Annotated in this window: 6 protein-coding genes; all 6 read right to left on the bottom strand. The window is 73.6% G+C overall.

The genetic code is table 11. The features are described from left to right. Nucleotides 1-3: 3 nt before the first annotated feature. The 6 genes from ACZ6KO_RS04175 to ACZ6KO_RS04150 all read right to left on the bottom strand — a co-directional run bounded on the left by ACZ6KO_RS04175 (nt 4) and on the right by ACZ6KO_RS04150 (nt 17,246). Nucleotides 4-846: an ArsR/SmtB family transcription factor gene (locus tag ACZ6KO_RS04175; RefSeq protein ID WP_469299704.1), complete on the bottom strand. Its 843-nt coding sequence runs from the start codon at nt 844-846 to the stop codon at nt 4-6. Between the two features lie 65 nt (nt 847-911). Further along, nucleotides 912-2,090 carry a cytochrome P450 gene (locus ACZ6KO_RS04170; RefSeq protein WP_469299701.1) on the bottom strand — a complete coding sequence of 393 codons (1,179 nt, stop codon included), beginning with the start codon at nt 2,088-2,090 and terminating at the stop codon, nt 912-914. Nucleotides 2,091-2,162: 72 nt separating this feature from the next. Next, on the bottom strand, nt 2,163-3,518 hold the full coding sequence (locus tag ACZ6KO_RS04165) for an MFS transporter (RefSeq protein WP_469299697.1): 1,356 nt from the start codon (nt 3,516-3,518) through the stop codon (nt 2,163-2,165). Further along, on the bottom strand, nt 3,518-4,498 hold the full coding sequence (locus ACZ6KO_RS04160) for a TauD/TfdA family dioxygenase (protein ID WP_469299695.1): 981 nt from the start codon (nt 4,496-4,498) through the stop codon (nt 3,518-3,520). The genes ACZ6KO_RS04165 and ACZ6KO_RS04160 overlap by 1 nt, the downstream gene beginning before the upstream one ends. A gap of 21 nt (nt 4,499-4,519) precedes the next feature. Further along, nucleotides 4,520-16,963 carry an amino acid adenylation domain-containing protein gene (locus tag ACZ6KO_RS04155; RefSeq protein ID WP_469299693.1) on the bottom strand — a complete coding sequence of 4,148 codons (12,444 nt, stop codon included), beginning with the start codon at nt 16,961-16,963 and terminating at the stop codon, nt 4,520-4,522. A 73-nt stretch (nt 16,964-17,036) separates the two neighbouring features. Next, nucleotides 17,037-17,246: an MbtH family protein gene (locus tag ACZ6KO_RS04150; RefSeq protein WP_469299691.1), complete on the bottom strand. Its 210-nt coding sequence runs from the start codon at nt 17,244-17,246 to the stop codon at nt 17,037-17,039. Between the last annotated feature and the right edge of the window lie 2 nt (nt 17,247-17,248).

The following is a 17,248-nucleotide window of genomic DNA, read 5'->3' as shown; positions in this document are numbered from 1 at the left end:
TCGTCAGCCGAGTATGGCCTCACCCAGGGGGGTGAGGAGGTGGACCGAGGAGTTCTCCCTGCGTTCCGTGGTCACGAAACCGGCCCGGCGCAGGACCGTGACGTGCTTGCTGGCCGAAGGGTTGGAGATCTGGAGCTGTTCGGCGATCTCCCCCGTCGAGCGGGCGTCCTGGAGGGTGACCAGGACGTCCGCCCGGGTGCGGCCCAGCAGGGCCCGCAGGGCGGATTCGCCCTCCCGGCCCTGCCACAGCGCGGCGGCGGCCTCGGGCGTCGGGGTGACGTTGTAGACGAGGACGGGCAGGCCGGACCAGCCCAGGGCCGCGTCGATGAGGAAGGGCTGCGGCGCGAACAGGGAGGGGACGAGCGTCAGGCCCCGCCCGGCCAGGTCCGTCTGCCGCCCGGGCTGGGAGTTGTCGATCCGCAACAGTGGTGCTTCCCAGCGGACGCTGCCGTGCAGGCTGTTGAGCACGTGCTCCATCCCGCCGGCGAGCATGGCCCGTCCGCAGGCGTCGCGTTCGGCCTTCAGGATGCGCAGGATGCGGTCCCAGAACGGCTGGACGGCCGCCGTGTGGAACAGGTCCGTCTCGCGCGGGACGGGCGAGGTGAGGGTCTCCAGCAGGGAGAGCGCGGGCTCCATCGCGGACGGGGCGGAGGGAACGGTCGGTGCGCCGTGCGCTGCCGAGACGCGGCGCATCCGGATCCGCGCCGCCCGGCGCCATTCGGCGAACCCGTCGCGCTGCTGGTCCGTCAGCCGGCCCCAGGCGAAGTGGGTTTCGAACGAAGCCCCCAGCGTGCTGATGACACGTACACGGGCGATATCCTCGACATTGAGGCGCAATTCCAGCAAACCAACGCTCCCCCGGCTATTTCCTCATGATCATAAGCAAATGGGGACGGCGGGCGCCACCCCGGTCAGCGCCACTCCATCGACACCGGCAGGCTGCTGTAGCCCTGGACGAGGTTCGAGCGCATCCACCGCAGTTCGCCGGCGAGCCGCACCCCGCGCGCCTCGGCGGCCAGCTGCCGCAGCAGCTCCTTCAGTTCGACCCGGGCCAGCGCCGCGCCCAGGCAGTGGTGCGGTCCGGTGCCGAAGCCGAGGTGCCGGTTGGGCGTACGTCCGGGCAGGAAGGTGTGCGGATCGGGGAAGAGCCGCTCGTCGCGGTTGGCGGCCGAGAGCCAGGCCACCACCGCCTGGCCCTTGCGGATCTCCTGGCCGCCGACGACGCAGTCCTCGGTGGCCACCCGCAGGACGTGCGCGGCCGGGGAGGTCCAGCGGACGAGCTCCTCCACGGCCCGGTCGGTGAGCTCGGGGTCGGCGTGCAGGGCGTCGAGCGTGCCGGGGAACTTCTGGAAGACGTGGAAGGCGCCGGTGATCGAGTGCCGGGTCGTCTCGTTGCCGCCGATCAGCACGTTGTCGCAGTTGATCAGCACGTCCTCGGTGGACAGCCGGCCGTCCGCGAGCAGGGCGCTGACCAGGTCCGTCCCGGGCTGCCGCTGCCGGCGTTCGATCAGCTCGTGGAAGTAGAAGAGGATCTCGGTGTGCGCCTCGGCCGGGGTCATCTTCGAGAAGGAGCTGTCCTCGCCGCCGAACGCGTGGTTCGTCAGCTCGATCAGCTGCTCGCGCTCGCCGATCGGAACGCCGATGACCTCGCAGACGATGGCGGCGGGCAGCCGGGGGCCGACTTCCAGGGCGATGTCGGTGGTCTCGTCGGACTTCAGCCGTTCGACGATCTCCTTCACCTCGTGCCGCAGCACCGATTCCAGTTCGGGGGCGCGCAGCCGGGACAGGAACGGGCCGATGAGGCGCTTGAGCACGGTGTGCCAGTCGCCCTCGCTGACCACGAGCATCCGGCCGCCGGAGGTGTCGGCGTGCTCGGCGTCGAAGCCGATCATCATGCCGTGCTCGGAGGTGAAGGGGGCCTTGGGGGAAAGGACCGCGGCGACGTCACGGTGCGAGAAGACCGACCAGAAGCCGCCCGGCGAGAGGCCCGGTCCGCTCCAGATCTTCGCGTCCGAGGCGACGTACTCCCGCCACATCTCGAAGCGGTCGTCGGTGGTGTAGAGATCGGGGTGTGCCAGATCGATGGTCATGGTGATCTGTCTTCGCCTGTCTGTCGGGGGCGCGCGTGAGTAACGCGCTGAGAGGGAGGGGGAACGAGGGCGTCACGCCGGGGTCTTCTCCGGCTCGGGCAGCTCCCGCGCGGCGGGTTCCCCGCCGGGCAGCCGGGGCGCCCGGCGCAGGACGGGGCTCAGCACCGCCGCCAGTGCGCTGACGGCCGCCAGCACGGCGCAGACCAGCAGGGCGGTGGAGCGGCCCGTGAGGTCCAGCAGCACACCGCCCGCCAGCGGGGCGATCGCGCCGCCCGCGCCGCTGGCGATCCCGGCCACGCTGATGACGCGTCCCCGGTGGCTGTCGGGGGTCAGCAGTAGCTGGTACGTGGTGAAGCAGGCGCTGGACGTCGGCGCGGCGAACGCGATGACGCCGAGCAGGACGCCGGGGGTCCAGCTGCCGGGGAGCAGCGCGATCCCCGCCGTGCACGCCGCGAACAGCCACAGCACGACGATGATCGGCCGGGAGCCGGGCATGGCCTTCATCAGCAGCGGCGCGGCCAGGGCGCCCAGCAGGCCGCCGGCGCCGACCAGGCCGGCCATGACACCGATGAGTCCGGTGGCCATGCCGCCGCCCTGCGCCGAGGCGATCACGATGAAGTAGACGGCGCCGAAGAAGAGGTTGGTCGCCGTCGCGAAGGCCAGGCCCAGGCGCAGGTAGGGGTGGCGGGCGAGCCACCGGACCCCCTCCAGCAGCTCCCCCGCACCGCCGCGGCCACCGGCGGCGGGGACCGCCCCGTCCGTGGCGGACGGGGCGGACGGGGCGGACGAGGCGGACGAGGCGGACAGGGCGGACGAGGCGGCGGGATTGGCGGGGGCGGCCGGTGGCTGCCGCTTCATGAACAGCAGCAGCACCAGCCCCGCCAGGTGTGCGGCGCACCCCACGACGAACGGGAAGGCGTTCCTGACCGCCAGCAGGAAGCCGCCGGCCGCGTTCCCGGCGAGGTGGCCGGCGTACGTGCGCGCCGAGTTCATGGCCACGGCCCGCGACAGTTTCTCCTCCGGGACCAGGCCCGGGATCATCGCCTCGCCCGCCGCCATCATCATGGCCGTGGCCGCGCCGTTGACCAGCGCGAGCACCACCAGGGCGGGCAGGGAGACCTGCCCGGCCCACAGCAGCAGGGCGAGCCCGCCGAAGACCGCCACCAGGGCGGCCTCGCACCACAGCATCACCGACCGGCGGTCGTACCGGTCGGCGACCGCCCCGGCGGGCAGGCCCGCCAGGAGCATGGCCGCCGCGTCGACGAAGCCGATGACGCCCGCCTGGGACGGCGATCCGGTGATCGCCAGGGCCAGCAGGGGCAGCACGATCAGCGAGGTGCTGTACGCGAACTCGCTGAACGCCTGGCTCGTCCACAGCAGGGTGAACGCGCGGCCCTGCCCCCGGTCCCGCTGTGCGGACGCCGCCATCAGGCGAGCAGCCGCGAGCGCGACTTGGTGTGGACGTACGTACGGCGCAGGTCGCGCACCATGCTGGTGCGCTTGAGCCAGCGGTCGGTGCCGTCGTAGCGCGGGGTGAAGGTGTCCCGGCCGTGGATGACCCGGTAGTTGTCGATGAACGCGGCCTCGCCGGGGCTCAGCACGACGCGCTGCGCGGCGGCCGCCAGCTGCCGGGCGGCCTCGTCCATGGCCCGCCCGGCCTCCTCGTCGCCCTCGACCGGGCTGGTGAAGTCCGCGTCGATGCGCAGGTACGGGGAGTCCGCGGGGCCGAACAGCACCGAGGCGACCTCGTGCGGGCGCTCCTCCAGGGCGGAGGGGTGCTCCGCCGTGTGCAGCGGGACGACCTCGTGCGAGTCGTCCGGGAAGAACCGGAACCGGTCCTGGTGCAGCACCTCGCGCAGCGGTCCGGCCACCTCGACCGCGTCGACCTCCGCCACGGTGGTGCCCACGCCGTCGGGGTTGCGCAGGCACATCAGCGCCACGTAGTCGCCGCGGCAGGTGTGGAAGACGTCCTCGGTGTGCAGGGTGAGCTGCTGCTCACTGCTGGCGCTGGTGAGGGAGGCCTCCTGGCCCTTGGAGGGGCACACGTCGTGGACGAGGCGGCCGTTCTGCTGGTTGGTCCAGGCGAACGGGTCGCCGAGGACGGAGGCGATCAGGAGCAGCACCAGTTCCTCACGGATCGCGGCGCCCTCCTTCTCGGCGACCTGCCAGCTCGGCGGGGTGGGGACGAGGTTCTCGTCGACGGGCAGGTTCGCCACGGCGATGACCGCGTCCTCGGCGGCGCGGGCGGCGACGAGGAACTGCCGTACGCCCACGGGCAGTCGCTCGGACTCGACGCGGATCCGGTCCGCGTACTCCATGGGGGTCCACACGGGGTGGGCGGCGAGGAAGGCGTCGGCGATCCGCGCCACCTCGTTCTTCTCCGTGTCGTTCAGCACGTATCGGGCCACAACAACATCCTTTGCGTTTCGTCAGTTACCGGTGGTCGCGGCGATCTGCCGCAGTGCGTCGAGGAAGGCGTCCGCGAGGGCGCGGACGGTGGTGGGGGTGTGGGTGGCGGGGGCGTGCATCCAGTCGATGCGCAGCTCGCCGTCGCTGACGGCGGCCACGATGTCGATCAGGTGCGGGCGCGGCTGCGCGGCGGCCTGGTCGGCGCCGAGGCTGTCGAAGCGGTCCCGGACCAGGCCGGTGCCGTCGCTGCCGCCGGCGCCGCCGGTCCCGGCGTCCCACTGGCCGAGGTAGTTGAAGCTGATCCTCGGGTACGGGGCCGCGGCCAGCGCGGTGTGCGCGGGGCTGCCCGGCTGGGACAGGTGACGCAGGGCGCCGTAGCCGATGCCGCGGCCGGGCAGCTTTCGCAGGCCCTTCTTGACGGCCTTCAGCGCCGGGCCCCAGTCGCCCGCCGGGACGGCGAGGGTGACGGGGTAGATGGTGGTGAACCACCCGACGGTCCGGGACAGGTCCACGTCGTCGAACAGCTCCTCGCGGCCGTGGCCTTCGAGGGCGATCGTGACGGGGGCGCCGGCCCAGTCCTGGAGGACCCGGCCGAGGGCGGCGAGCAGCACGTCGTTGATCTGTGTGCGGTGCGCCGCCGGCACCCGGTGCAGCAGGGCCTCGGTCTCGGCGCGGCCGAGCGTCGCGGATTCCACCGCGAGCTCGCCGTACGTCGGGGAGGTGCCCGGCCCGGCGTCGGCGGGGCCGTCGCACGGGATGTCCACCGCGCCGCCGGAGGCCTTCTGCCAGTACGCGCTCTCGTGGTCGAGGGCACCCGAGCGGACGTGGTCGTGCAGGCGTCGTGCCCACAGCTGGTAGCTGCTGGACTTCGGCCCGAGGTCCACCGTACCCCCTGCGGCGAGCTGTTCGTACGCCGCGACCAGGTCCTCGAGGAGCACCCGCCAGGACACGCCGTCCATCACCAGGTGGTGCACGGCCAGGAACAGCCGGGGGGCCTCGCCGGCGGGCATGCGCAGGAAGACACCCCGTACGACGGCGCCGGTGGCCGGGTCGAGGGCGCTCTGCGCCTCCTCCGCGGCGGCGTGCAGGGCCTGCCCGGTGCCGGTCGCGAGGGTGGTCAGGTCCCGTACGGCGAGCAGGCCGGCGGCGCGCACGCCGTACTCCTGGGTCCAGGTGCCGGTGGCGGCGTCCCGGGCGAAGCGCATCCGCAGGGCGTCGTGGTGGTCCACGACCGCGGCCAGGGCCCGCTCCAGGAGCGCGGGGTCGGTGTCGGGGGCCAGGCCCACGTGCACCGACATGGCGTACCGGCGCGGATCGACGGTGTGCGTGTCGAAGAACCACCGCTGGATCGGGGTGAGTTCGACGGCCCCCGTGACGGCGGCGGGCGTTTCGCCGCCGGCCTCGGACGCGGCCCCGGTGTGCTCCACGACGGCGGCCAGTTCGGCCACCGTCTGGTGGACGAACAGGAGCTTCGAGCTCAGCTTCAGACCCGCCTGGCGGGCCCGGGAGATGACCTGGATGGAGAGGATCGAATCGCCGCCGAGGTCGAAGAAGTTGTCGTGGACGCCGACCTTCTCCACGCCCAGCACCTCCGACCAGACCTCGGATAGGGCCTCCTCGGTGGCGTCGCGCGGGGCTGTGTAGGGGGTGCCGAGCTGCTCGGCCGGGGCCTCCGGCTCGGGCAGGGCGCGCCGGTCCACCTTGCCGCTGGGGGTGAGCGGGAGCCGTTCCAGCGGGACGAAGAGCGCCGGGACCATGTAGTCGGGCAGCGTCCGCGCCAGGTGGGCACGCAGCTCCGCCGTGGGGATCGCCTCGTCGGCGACGACGTAGGCGACGAGCCGCTTGTGGCCGTCGGCGCCCTGGTGGGCGATCACGACGGTCTCACGCACCAGGCCGTGGCGCACCAGCGCCGTCTCGATCTCGCCGAGCTCGATGCGGAACCCGCGGATCTTGACCTGGTCGTCGGCCCGGCCCAGATGCTCGAGCGTGCCGTCGGCCAGCCAGCGGGCCACGTCGCCGGAGCGGTACATCCGCTCGCCGGACGCACCGTACGGGTTGAGGGGGAAACGTTCCTCCGTCAGGTCGGGGCGGTGCAGGTAGCCGCGGGCCAGCCCGGCCCCGGCGACGTAGATCTCGCCGGCGACACCGACCGGGACGGGCCGGCGGTGCTCGTCGAGGAGCAGGACCCGGTAGCTGGGCAACGGCCGCCCCGCCGGGAGCCGGCCACCGGCCGCGAGGTGTTCGGCGGTGATCTCCTGGTAGGTGACGTGCACGGTGGTCTCGGTGATGCCGTACATGTTCACCAGCCGCGCGCCCGACGCACCGGCGTACCGCTCGAACCAGGCCAGCAGGTGCTTGGGCTCCAGCGCCTCACCGCCGAAGACCACCCACCGCAGGTCGGCGGGCACCGGGGCGCCCGACCGGACGGCCTGTTCGACCAGCTCGCGGAACATCGACGGGGTCTGGTTGAAGACCGTCACGCCCTCGTCGCGCAGCAGCTGCCACATCGACTCCGGGCTGCGGGCGGTGTCGTGGGGCACGACCACCGCCCGGCCCCCGGTGATCAGCGCACCCCACAGCTCCCACACCGAGAAGTCGAACGCGTACGAATGGAACACCGTCCACACGTCGTCCGCGCCGAAGCCGTAAGCGGGCTGGCAGTTGGCCAGCAGGTTCAGCACCGTACGGTGCTCGACCGCCACACCCTTGGGACGGCCCGTCGACCCCGACGTGTAGATCACGTACGCCAGGTGCGTGCCCGTGACGTCCGTCTCGGGTGCGGTCGCGGGCCGGGCCGCGATCACCCCGGCGTCGGCATCCAGGTCCACCACCCGTGCGCTGCCGACCGGCAGTTGACGGTTCAGTCCGCGGTGGGTGACGAGCAGTTCGGCCCCGGAGTCCGCCAGCATGTAGGCGAGCCGGTCCGCCGGATAGGCAGGATCCAGCGGCACGTACGCCGCACCCGCCTTCATGATCCCCAGCAGACCGACGGCCATGTCCAGACCGCGCTCCACCGACAACGCGACAAGCCGGTCCGGGCCCGCACCCAACCCCACGAGATGGTGTGCCAGCCGGTTCGCCCGCTCCTCCAGCTCCCGGTACGTCAAGGACTCACCCTCGAACGTCACCGCACGCGCCTCCGGAGACAGCACCGCCCGCTCCGCCACCAGACCGTGCACCGTCCCCACCGGCGCCTCGACCCCACCCGTCGCGTTCCACTCGTGCACCACCCGCTCGAACTCCCCGGGCGTGAGCAGCGGCAGCTCGGCGACGGACCGGCCCGGCTCCGCGACGGCACCGGCCAGCAGCACGTTCAGGTGCTCGCCGAACCGGGCCATCGTCGACGCGTCGAACAGCTCGGTGCTGTACTCGACCAGCGCGCGCAGCCCGCCGTCGTACTCCTCGAACTCCACGGTCAGGTCGCCGAGCGCGGTGTCCCGCTCCAGGCGGTACTCCTCGACCCGGACCGGGCCCAGGTCCGGGTGCATGCCCGGGGCGTTCTGGAGGACGACCATGGCCTGGACGAGCGGGGTGCGGCTGGTGTCGCGCTCCGGCTGGATCGCCTCCACCAGGCGCTCGTACGGCACCTCTTCGTGGGCGAAGGCGTCCAGGACCGTCTCGCGCACCTGCCCGAGCAGGGCCGCGAAGGACGTGTCCGGCTCGATGGACGAGCGCAGCACCACCGTGTTGACCAGGAAGCCGACCAGCTGCTCCAGGTCCGCGTGGCCGCGGCCCGCGGAGGCGGTGCCGACGGCGATGTCGCGCTGCCCGCTCCAGCGGGCGAAGACGGCCTTGACCGCCGCCGTCAGCGCCATGAAGAGGGTGGCGCCGTGCTCGCGGGCCAGCTCCTTGACGGCGTCGGCCGTGGCGGCCGGCACCTCGAAGGCGTGGACGGCGCCCGCGGAGGAGCGGACGGCCGGGCGGGGCCGGTCGGTGGGCAGTTCCAGCGGGGAGATGCCGGCCAGCCGCTCGCGCCACCAGTCCAGCTGCTCCGCCAGCAGACCGCCGTCCTCCAGTCGGCCGCGCTGCCAGGCGGCGAAGTCCGGGTACTGGACCGGGACTTCGGCCAGTCGGGCGGGGCGGCCCTCGGTGCGGGCCGCGTACAGCTCGCCCAGTTCGCGGGCGGCGACGCCCATGGACCAGCCGTCGGTGACGATGTGGTGCATGCCGAGCAGGAACAGGTGCTCCTCGGCGGCCAGCCGGACGAGCAGGACCCTCACCAGCGGGCCGCCGCGCAGGTCGTACGGGCGCTCCAGCTCCTCCCGGGCCAGTGCGCGCAGTCGCTCCTCGTCCCCGTCCGGCACCTCGGCCGTGCGCCACTGCGGCGCCAGCTCCGGGTGGACGATCTGCACGCCCCGGCCGCCGGCCACGTCGAACGTGGTCCGCAGGGACTCGTGGCGTGCCACCAGGTCGCCGACGGCGGCGCGCAGCGCGTCCGGGTCCAGCGGGCCCGTCAGGCGCAGGCCCGCGGCCGAGTGGTACTCGGTGCTGCCCTCGTTGAAGTCCTCCAGGAACCACAGGCGCTGCTGGCCGAAGGACATCGGCAGCACGCCGTCGCGCGGCACCACCGGGATGGCGGCGGTGTCGGCCGGCTCCTGCGGGGCCACGGCCGCCGCGAGTTCCGCGACGGTGGGGGCCTCGAAGAGCAGGCGCGGCGAGAGGCTGGTGCCCAGGGCCCGGCGGGCCCGGGAGACGACCTGGATGGTGAGGATGGAGTCGCCGCCGAGGTCGAAGAAGTTGTCGTGGACGCCGACCCGCTCCACGCCCAGGACCTCGGCCCAGACGGCGGCCAGGGCCTCCTCGGTGGCGTCGCGCGGGGCGGTGTAGGGGGTGCCGAGCTGTTCGGTGCGCAGTTCGGGGGCGGGCAGGGCGCGCCGGTCGGCCTTGCCGCTGGGGGTGAGCGGGAGCCGTTCCAGCGGGACGAAGAGTGCCGGGACCATGTAGTCGGGCAGCGTCTGCGCCAGGTGGGCACGCAGCTCCGCCGTGGGGATCGCCTCGTCGGCGACGACGTAGGCGACGAGCCGCTTGTGGCCGTCGGCGCCCTGGTGGGCGACGACGACGGTCTCGCGCACCAGGCCGTGACGCACCAGGGCCGTCTCGATCTCGCCGAGTTCGATGCGGAACCCGCGGATCTTGACCTGGTCGTCGGCGCGGCCCAGGTACTCCAGGGTGCCGTCGGCCTTCCAGCGCGCGACGTCGCCGGAGCGGTACATCCGCTCGCCGGGCGCACCGTACGGGTTGAGGGGGAAACGTTCCTCTGTCAGCTCGGGGCGGTGCAGGTAGCCCCGCGCGAGGCCGCCGCCCGCGACGTGGATCTCGCCGGCGACGCCGACCGGGACCGGCTGTCGGTGCTCGTCGAGGAGCAGGACCCGGTAGCTGGGCAACGGCCGCCCGGCCGGGAGCCGGCCACCGGCCGCGAGGTGTTCGGCGGTGATCTCCTGGTAGGTGACGTGCACGGTGGTCTCGGTGATGCCGTACATGTTCACCAGCCGCGCGCCCGACGCACCGGCATAGCGCTCGAACCAGGCCAGCAGGTGCTTGGGCTCCAGCGCCTCACCGCCGAAGACCACCCACCGCAGGTCGGCCGGAGCGGCCGCACCCGCCTGCGCGGCGTTCTCGACGAGCTCGCGGAACATCGACGGGGTCTGGTTGAAGACGGTCACGCCCTCGTCGCGCAGCAGCTGCCACATCGACTCCGGGCTGCGGGCGGTGTCGTGAGGCACGACCACCGCCCGGCCCCCGGTGATCAGCGCACCCCACAGCTCCCACACCGAGAAGTCGAACGCGTACGAGTGGAACACCGTCCACACGTCATCGGCGCCGAAACCGTACGCCGGCTGGCAGTTGGCCAGCAGGTTCAGCACCGTACGGTGCTCGACCGCCACGCCCTTGGGACGGCCCGTCGATCCCGACGTGTAGATCACGTACGCGAGGTCGGTACTGCTGACGGCGGTTTCGGGAGCCGTGGCCGGCTGCGAGCCGACCGCGGAGCGGGCGGCGTCGAGGTCGACCACGGTGACGTCGCCCTCGGGCAGCTGACGGTTCAGTCCGCGGTGGGTGACCAGCAGTTCGGCCCCGGAGTCCGCCAGCATGTAGGCCAGCCGGTCCGCCGGATAGGCAGGATCCAACGGCACGTACGCCGCACCCGCCTTCATGATCCCCAACAGACCCACGGCCATGTCCAGACCGCGCTCCACCGACAACGCCACCAACCGGTCCGGACCCGCACCCAACCCCACCAGATGATGCGCCAGCCGGTTCGCCCGCTCCTCCAGCTCCCGGTACGTCAAGGACTCACCCTCGAACGTCACCGCACGCGCCTCCGGAGACAGCACCGCCCGCTCCGCCACCAGACCGTGCACCGTCCCCACCGGCGCCTCGACCCCACCCGTCGCGTTCCACTCGTGCACCACCCGCTCGAACTCCCCGGGTGCCAGCATCGGCACCGCCGACACGGCGCGCGCGGGCTCGGCGACCATCCCCGCCAGCAGCGCGCGCAGGTGCGCCGCCATGCGGGCGACGGTGTCCGCGTCGAACAGCGCGGGGTCGTAGGCCAGGGCGTACGCCAGCTCCTCGCCGGCGTAGGCGACCAGGTTCAGCGGGAAGTTGGTGACGTCCGCGCCCTCCAGGCCGTGCAGGCGGACCGGGTCGCCGTCCTGGCCGGTGTCCCCGTCCACGGGGAAGTTCTCGAACGCCACCAGGCTCTCGAAGAGGTGGGTGCCGCGCTCGACGCCGCTCCAGCCCTGGATCTGCGGCAGCGGCACGTACTCGTACTGGCGGGCCTCCACCTGGGCCTGCTGCACCCGGGCCAGCCACTCCCCCACCGGGGCCGCGCCGTCGATCTCGACGCGCACGGGCAGGGTGTTGATGAGCATGCCGACCATGGAGTCCACACCGGGCAGATCGGCCGGGCGGCCGGAGACGGTCGCGCCGAAGACGACGTCCCGCTCGCCCGAGTAGCGGGCCAGCAGCAGCGCCCAGGCGCCCTGGAGGACGGCGTTGACCGTCAGGCGGCCGGCCCGTGCGAAGTCGTACAGCCGCCGGGAGTCCTCGGCGGACAGCCAGGTCACCAGCCGCTCGGCGGACTGCGCCCGGTGGCTCGCGGCCGGCCGGCGGTCGAAGGGCAGCGCGGTCGGCTCGGTGACCCCGCCCAGCAGGCCGCGCCAGTACGCCTCCGCCTCGGCCAGGTCCTGGCGCTCCAGCCACTCCACGTAGGCGGAGAACGGCCGGCGCGCGGGCAGCACGGGCTGCTGCCCGGCGGCCAGCGCCCGGTAGGCGGTGGTGAGTTCGTCGAGCATCTGGAAGGTGGACCAGCCGTCCAGGAGGACGTGGTGCGAGGTCCGCACCACCCGTACGGAGGTGTCGGAGATCCGTACGAGCGCCAGCCGCGTCATCGGCGCCGCGGACAGGTCGATGCCCCGGGCGCGGTCCTCGGCCAGGTAGGCCGTGAGCGCGCCCGCCTGCTCCTCGGCGGTCAGCCCCCGCCAGTCCAGGTGGACCACGGGCAGCGGGGTGCGGCGGTGCACGACCAGGAGCGGCCGGTCGACCTGCTCCCAGACCACGGCGCCGCGCAGGACCTCCAGGTGGTCGGTGACGTGCTGCCAGGCGCGCTCCAGCAGCGCGGTGTCGGTGACCCCGTCCAGCAGGAAGGACATCTGCTCGAAGTAGGCGCCGGAGCCGGGCTCGGCCAGGGTGTGGAAGAGCATGCCGCTCTGCATGGGCGTGAGCGGGTAGATGTCCTCGATGCCCGTGCCGTCGCCCACGATCCGGTCGACGGCCGCCTGGTCCAGGCGGGCCAGCGGGAAGTCGGACGGGGTCGCGCCGCCGCTGCCGGGCCGCAGGCAGTGGGTGATCAGTGCCCGCAGGGCGTCCCGGAAGGCGTCGGCGACCCGCTGGACGGTCGCCTCGTCGAAGACCTCGCCGGAGAAGATCCAGCTGAAGCCGAGGGTGCCGGACTCCACCATGCCGACGACGTCGAGGAGGTACGGGCGGGGCTCGTCCGGTTCGTGGTCCAGGCCGAGGGCGGGCAGGCGGTCGCGGACCAGGCCGTCGTCGGCGGTGGTGCGGTCCCACTGGCCGAGGTAGTTGAAGCTGATCTGCGGCAGCGGGTCGGCGGCCAGCGCGTGGCCCGGGGTGCCGGGCAGCGACAGGAAGCGCAGGGCGTCGTAGCCCAGGCCCCGGCCGGGAACCGCGCGCAGCTGCTCCTTGACCGCCTTGACGGTCTCGTCCCAGCCGCGGCCGCCGGGCAGGGCGAGGGCGACGGGGAAGTGGGTGGTGTACCAGCCGACGGTGCGGGAGAGGTCGAGGTCCTCGAAGAGCTCCTCGCGGCCGTGGCCCTCCAGGCCGAGGACGAGGCGGTCCGCGCCGGTCCAGTCGGCCAGGGTGCGGCCCAGGGCGCTGACGAGCACGTCGTTGATCTGTGTTCGGTAGACCGACGGTACGCGCTGGAGGAGGGCCTCGGTCTCCTCGCGGGTGAGGGCGACGCGGACGGTGCGCTCGTGCGCGGTTACGTTGCGGCCGGCCGGGTGGTCGACGGGCAGGGCGGGGGCGTGACCGGGGGCCACGGCGCGCCAGTGCTCGATCTCGTGGTCGAGGCCGCCGGAGCGGACGTGGTCGGTCAGGCGCCGGGACCACTGCTGGTAGCTGCTGCTCTTCGCCCCGAGGTCGGCGGGCCGGCCGGCGGCGAGCTGCGCGTAGGCGGTGGCGAGGTCCTCCAGGAGCACGCGCCAGGAGACGCCGTCCATGACGATGTGGTGCACGGCGAGGAAGAGGCGGGGGGCCTCGCCCTCGGGGAGGCGCAGGAGGACGCCCTTGACGAGGGTTCCGGAGGCCAGGTCCAGGGCGCGCTGGGCCGCGAGCGCGGTGTCGTGCAGGGCCTGCTCGCGCGCGGCGGCGCCCAGGTCGGTGAGGTCGCGCACGGAGAACGGGGCGGCCGGGTGGTCGCCGTACTCCTGGGTCCAGGTGCCGTCGGCGGTGTCGCGCCGGTAGCGCAGGCGCAGAGCGTCGTGGTGGGCGACGACCGCGGCCAGGGCCCGCTCCAGCAGGGCGGCGTCGGTGTCCGGCGCGAGTCCGAGCTGGACGGACATGGCGTAGTGGTCGGGGTTGACGGTGTGCTCGGCGAGGAACCACCGCTGGATCGGGGTGAGTTCGGCGGTGCCGCCGACCTCGGTGGGTGCCGCGGCGGCTCCCGGGGCGGCGGGCGCGCCGACAGCGCCGGCCAGGGCGGCGACGCTCTGGTGCAGGAAGAGCAGTTTGGAGGTGAGGTGCAGTCCGGCCTGGCGGGCGCGGGAGACGACCTGGATGGAGAGGATCGAATCGCCGCCGAGGTCGAAGAAGTTGTCGTGGACGCCGACCTTCGGCACGCCGAGGACCTCGGCCCAGACGGTGGCCAGGATCTCCTCGGTGGCGTCGCGCGGCGCGGTGTACTCGGTGCCGGGCCGCCCGGCCTCCGGGTCGGGCGCGGGCAGGGCGCGCCGGTCGACCTTGCCGCCCGGGGTCAGCGGCAGCCGCTCCAGGGGGACGAAGACGGCCGGGACCATGTAGTCGGGCAGGCTGCCGGAGAGGTGCGCGCGCAGGCCCGGGGTGTCGGTGTCCGGTCCGGCCACGACGTACGCCACGAGGCGGCGCCGGCCGGTGTCCTCCTGCCGGGCGAGGACGACGGCGTCGGTGACGTCGGGGTGGGCGAGCAGGGCGCTCTCGACCTCGCCGAGCTCGATGCGGAAGCCGCGGATCTTGACCTGGTCGTCGGCACGGCCGAGGAACTCCAGGTCGCCGGTGGGCAGCAGGCGGGCCCGGTCGCCGGTGCGGTAGAGCCGGTCGCCCTGGACGAAGGGGCTGGGCACGAACCGCTCGGCGGTCAGGTCCGGCCGCCCGTGGTAGCCGCGGCCGATGCCCGCGCCGCCGATCCAGATCTCGCCGGGCACGCCGACGGGGACGAGGCCGCGGCGGGCGTCGAGGACGTACACGCGGGTGTCGGGCAGCGGGCGGCCGATGGGGACGTACACGCTGTCGCGCAGGGTCTCCTCGGCCGGGACGAAGACGGTGGAGTCGATGGTGGCCTCGGTGCCGCCGTAGGCGTTGACGACGACGGCGTCGTGCCGGATCTGGCGCAGCAGGGCGCGGCAGTCCTCGACGCGCCAGCCCTCGGAGCCGACGGAGATCAGGCGCAGCGGCGGGAAGCCGTCCCCGCGCCGGTCGACCTCGGCCAGGACGGCGTTCAGCAGCGAGGGGACGATCTCCAGGCCGGTGGCGCCGGTCCGGGCGATCAGGTCCAGGAGCGCGGAGGGCTCGGTGGTGACGTCCTTGGAGGCGATGACGAGGGCGCCGCCGAAGGGCAGGGAGCGGATGAGGTCGGCGAAGAAGAGGTCGACGGAGAGGCTGGAGACGGACAGGAAGCGCAGCTTCAGCTCGTCCAGCCCGTACCGCTCGTCCCAGGCGGCGCAGATGTGCCGGACGTTGCGGTGCTCGATGGCGACGCCCTTGGGGTTGCCGGTGGAGCCGGAGGTGTAGATGACGTACGCGAGGTCGTCGGCGGTGACCGTGGTCTGCGGGGCGGTGGCGGGCCGGGCGCCGATCTCGGCGGCGTCGGCGTCGAGGTCCACGAGGCGGGCCCCGGAGCCGGCGAGCCGGTCGCGGACGGCGCCGTGGGTGACGACGAGGGGGGCGCCGGAATCGGCCAGCATGTAGCCGAGCCGGTCGGCGGGGAAGCCGGGGTCGAGCGGTACGTAGGCGGCGCCGGCCTTGAGGATGCCGAGCAGGCCCACGGCCATGGCGGAGCCCCGGGCGACGCTGAGGCCGACGAGGGAGCCGGGGCCGGCGCCGAGCGCGGTCAGGTGGTGGGCGAGCCGGTTGGCGCGCTCGTCGAGTTCGCGGTGGGTGAGGGTGGCGTCCTCGGCGATGACGGCCGGCGCGTCGGGCGTCCGGGCGGCCTGGGCGGCGAGCCGCTCGTGGATGAGGGCGGGGTCGACCGCGGCCAGTTCGGTGGCGTTCCACCGGTCGCGGATCTGCTCCTCCTCGGCGCCCGTCAGCAGCGGCAGCGCGCCGACGGCGGTACCGGGGGCCGCGATCGCCGCGTCGAGCAGGACGCCGAGGTGGCCGGTGAGGCGGGCGACGGTGGCGGTATCGAACAGGTCGGTGCTGTATTCGACGAGTCCGGCGAGGCGGCCGTCCCGCTCCTCGAACTCGAAGGTGATGTCGAAGAGCGAGGCGTCGCGCTCCAGCGGGTAGCCGGTGGTGCGGGCACCGGGCAGGTCCAGGGCGTCGGCCGGGGCGTTCTGCAGGACGACCATGGCCTGGACGAGCGCGGTGCGGCTGGGGTCGCGCTCGGGCTGGACGGCCTCGACGAGCTTGTCGAAGGGGACGTCCTCGTGGGCGAAGGCGTCCAGGACGGTGTCCTTGACCCGGTCGAGCAGGTCGGTGAAGGCGAGGTCCGCCTCGACCTGGGTCCGCAGGACGACGGTGTTGACGAGGAAGCCGACGAGGCCTTCGAGTTCCTGGTGGCCGCGGGCGGCCGAGGAGGTGCCCACCGCGATGTCCTCCTGGTCGGACCAGCGCGCGAGGACGGCCTTGACGGCCGCGGTGAGCACCATGAAGAGGCTGGCGCCCCGGTCGCGGGCGAGGTCCTTCAGGCCGTCGACGGTACCGGCGGGCAGCTCGAAGGCGTGGACGGCGCCGGCGGAGGTGCGCACGGCCGGGCGGGGCCGGTCGGTGGGCAGTTCCAGCGGGGAGATGCCCGCCAGCCGCTCGCGCCACCAGTCGGTGGTCCGCTCCAGCAGGCCGCCGTCCGCCAGCCGGGCGCGCTGCCAGGCGGCGAAGTCCGGGTACTGCACGGCGACTTCGGGCAGGCGGGCCGGACGGTTGTGGAGGCGGGCCGCGTACAGCTCGCCCAGTTCGCGGGCGACGACGCCCATGGACCAGCCGTCGGTGACGATGTGGTGCATGCCGAGCACGCAGATGTGCTCGTCGGCGGCGAGGCGTACGAGCAGGACGCGGACCAGCGGTCCGGCCGCGAGGTCGTACGGGCGGGCCATCTCCGCCCGTACGAGAGCGCGCGCCTCGTCCTCGTCACGGGCGTCGGCGGCCGTCCAGCCGGGGGCGAGGGTGTCGTGGACGATCTGGACGGGGCGGCCGTCGACGGCCCGGAAGGTCGTGCGCAGCGACTCGTGCCGGTCCACCAGGTCGCCGACGGCGGCGCGCAGCGCGCCGGCGTCCAGGGCTCCCGTGATCCGCAGGGGCAGCGCCGAGTGGTAGTCGGCGCTCTCCGGCTCGAAGTCCTCCAGGAACCACAGGCGCTGCTGTCCGAAGGACAGGGGCAGTTCGCCCCCGCGGGGGACCGCCGGGACGAGCGGTCCGGCGGCGGCCGCCCCGGCGGCGCCGGCCCGGCCGGAGAGGCGCTCGGCGAGCGCCTCCCGGAGCCGGTCGGGCAGAGCGGCTATCCGGTCCGCGCGGGAAGACGGCGTGTTCATCGAGGAATCCCCCAGGGAGTACAGGAGTACAGGGTGGTGAGCGGTACGGGCGGCGGTCGGCGGCGGGGCCGGGTCAGCCGGTGGTGGCGGCGGTCAGGCTCTGCGGGCGCATGTCGGTCCAGTGCGTCTCGACGTACGCCAGGCACGCCTCGCGGGGCCGGTCGGCGAGGACGGTGTGCCAGCCGGCCGGTACGGCGGTGGCGGCGGGCCACAGGGAGTGCTGGCCCTCGTCGTTGACGAGGACGCTGTAGGGGCGGTCGGCCTGCTCGAACGGGTTGGACACGG

Source organism: Streptomyces sp. NPDC042102, assembly GCF_055582305.1.
Note: the sequence above shows the minus strand (reverse complement) of the source record. Positions and strands in the feature narration are given on the sequence as shown.

Excerpts from the sequence above, each read along its gene's own strand:
- ACZ6KO_RS04155 (WP_469299693.1), bottom strand. The coding sequence starts at position 16,963 with ATGAACACGCCGTCTTCCCGCGCGGACCGGATAGCCGCTCTGCCCGAC.
- ACZ6KO_RS04170 (WP_469299701.1), bottom strand. The coding sequence starts at position 2,090 with ATGACCATCGATCTGGCACACCCCGATCTCTACACCACCGACGACCGC.
- ACZ6KO_RS04165 (WP_469299697.1), bottom strand. The coding sequence starts at position 3,518 with ATGGCGGCGTCCGCACAGCGGGACCGGGGGCAGGGCCGCGCGTTCACC.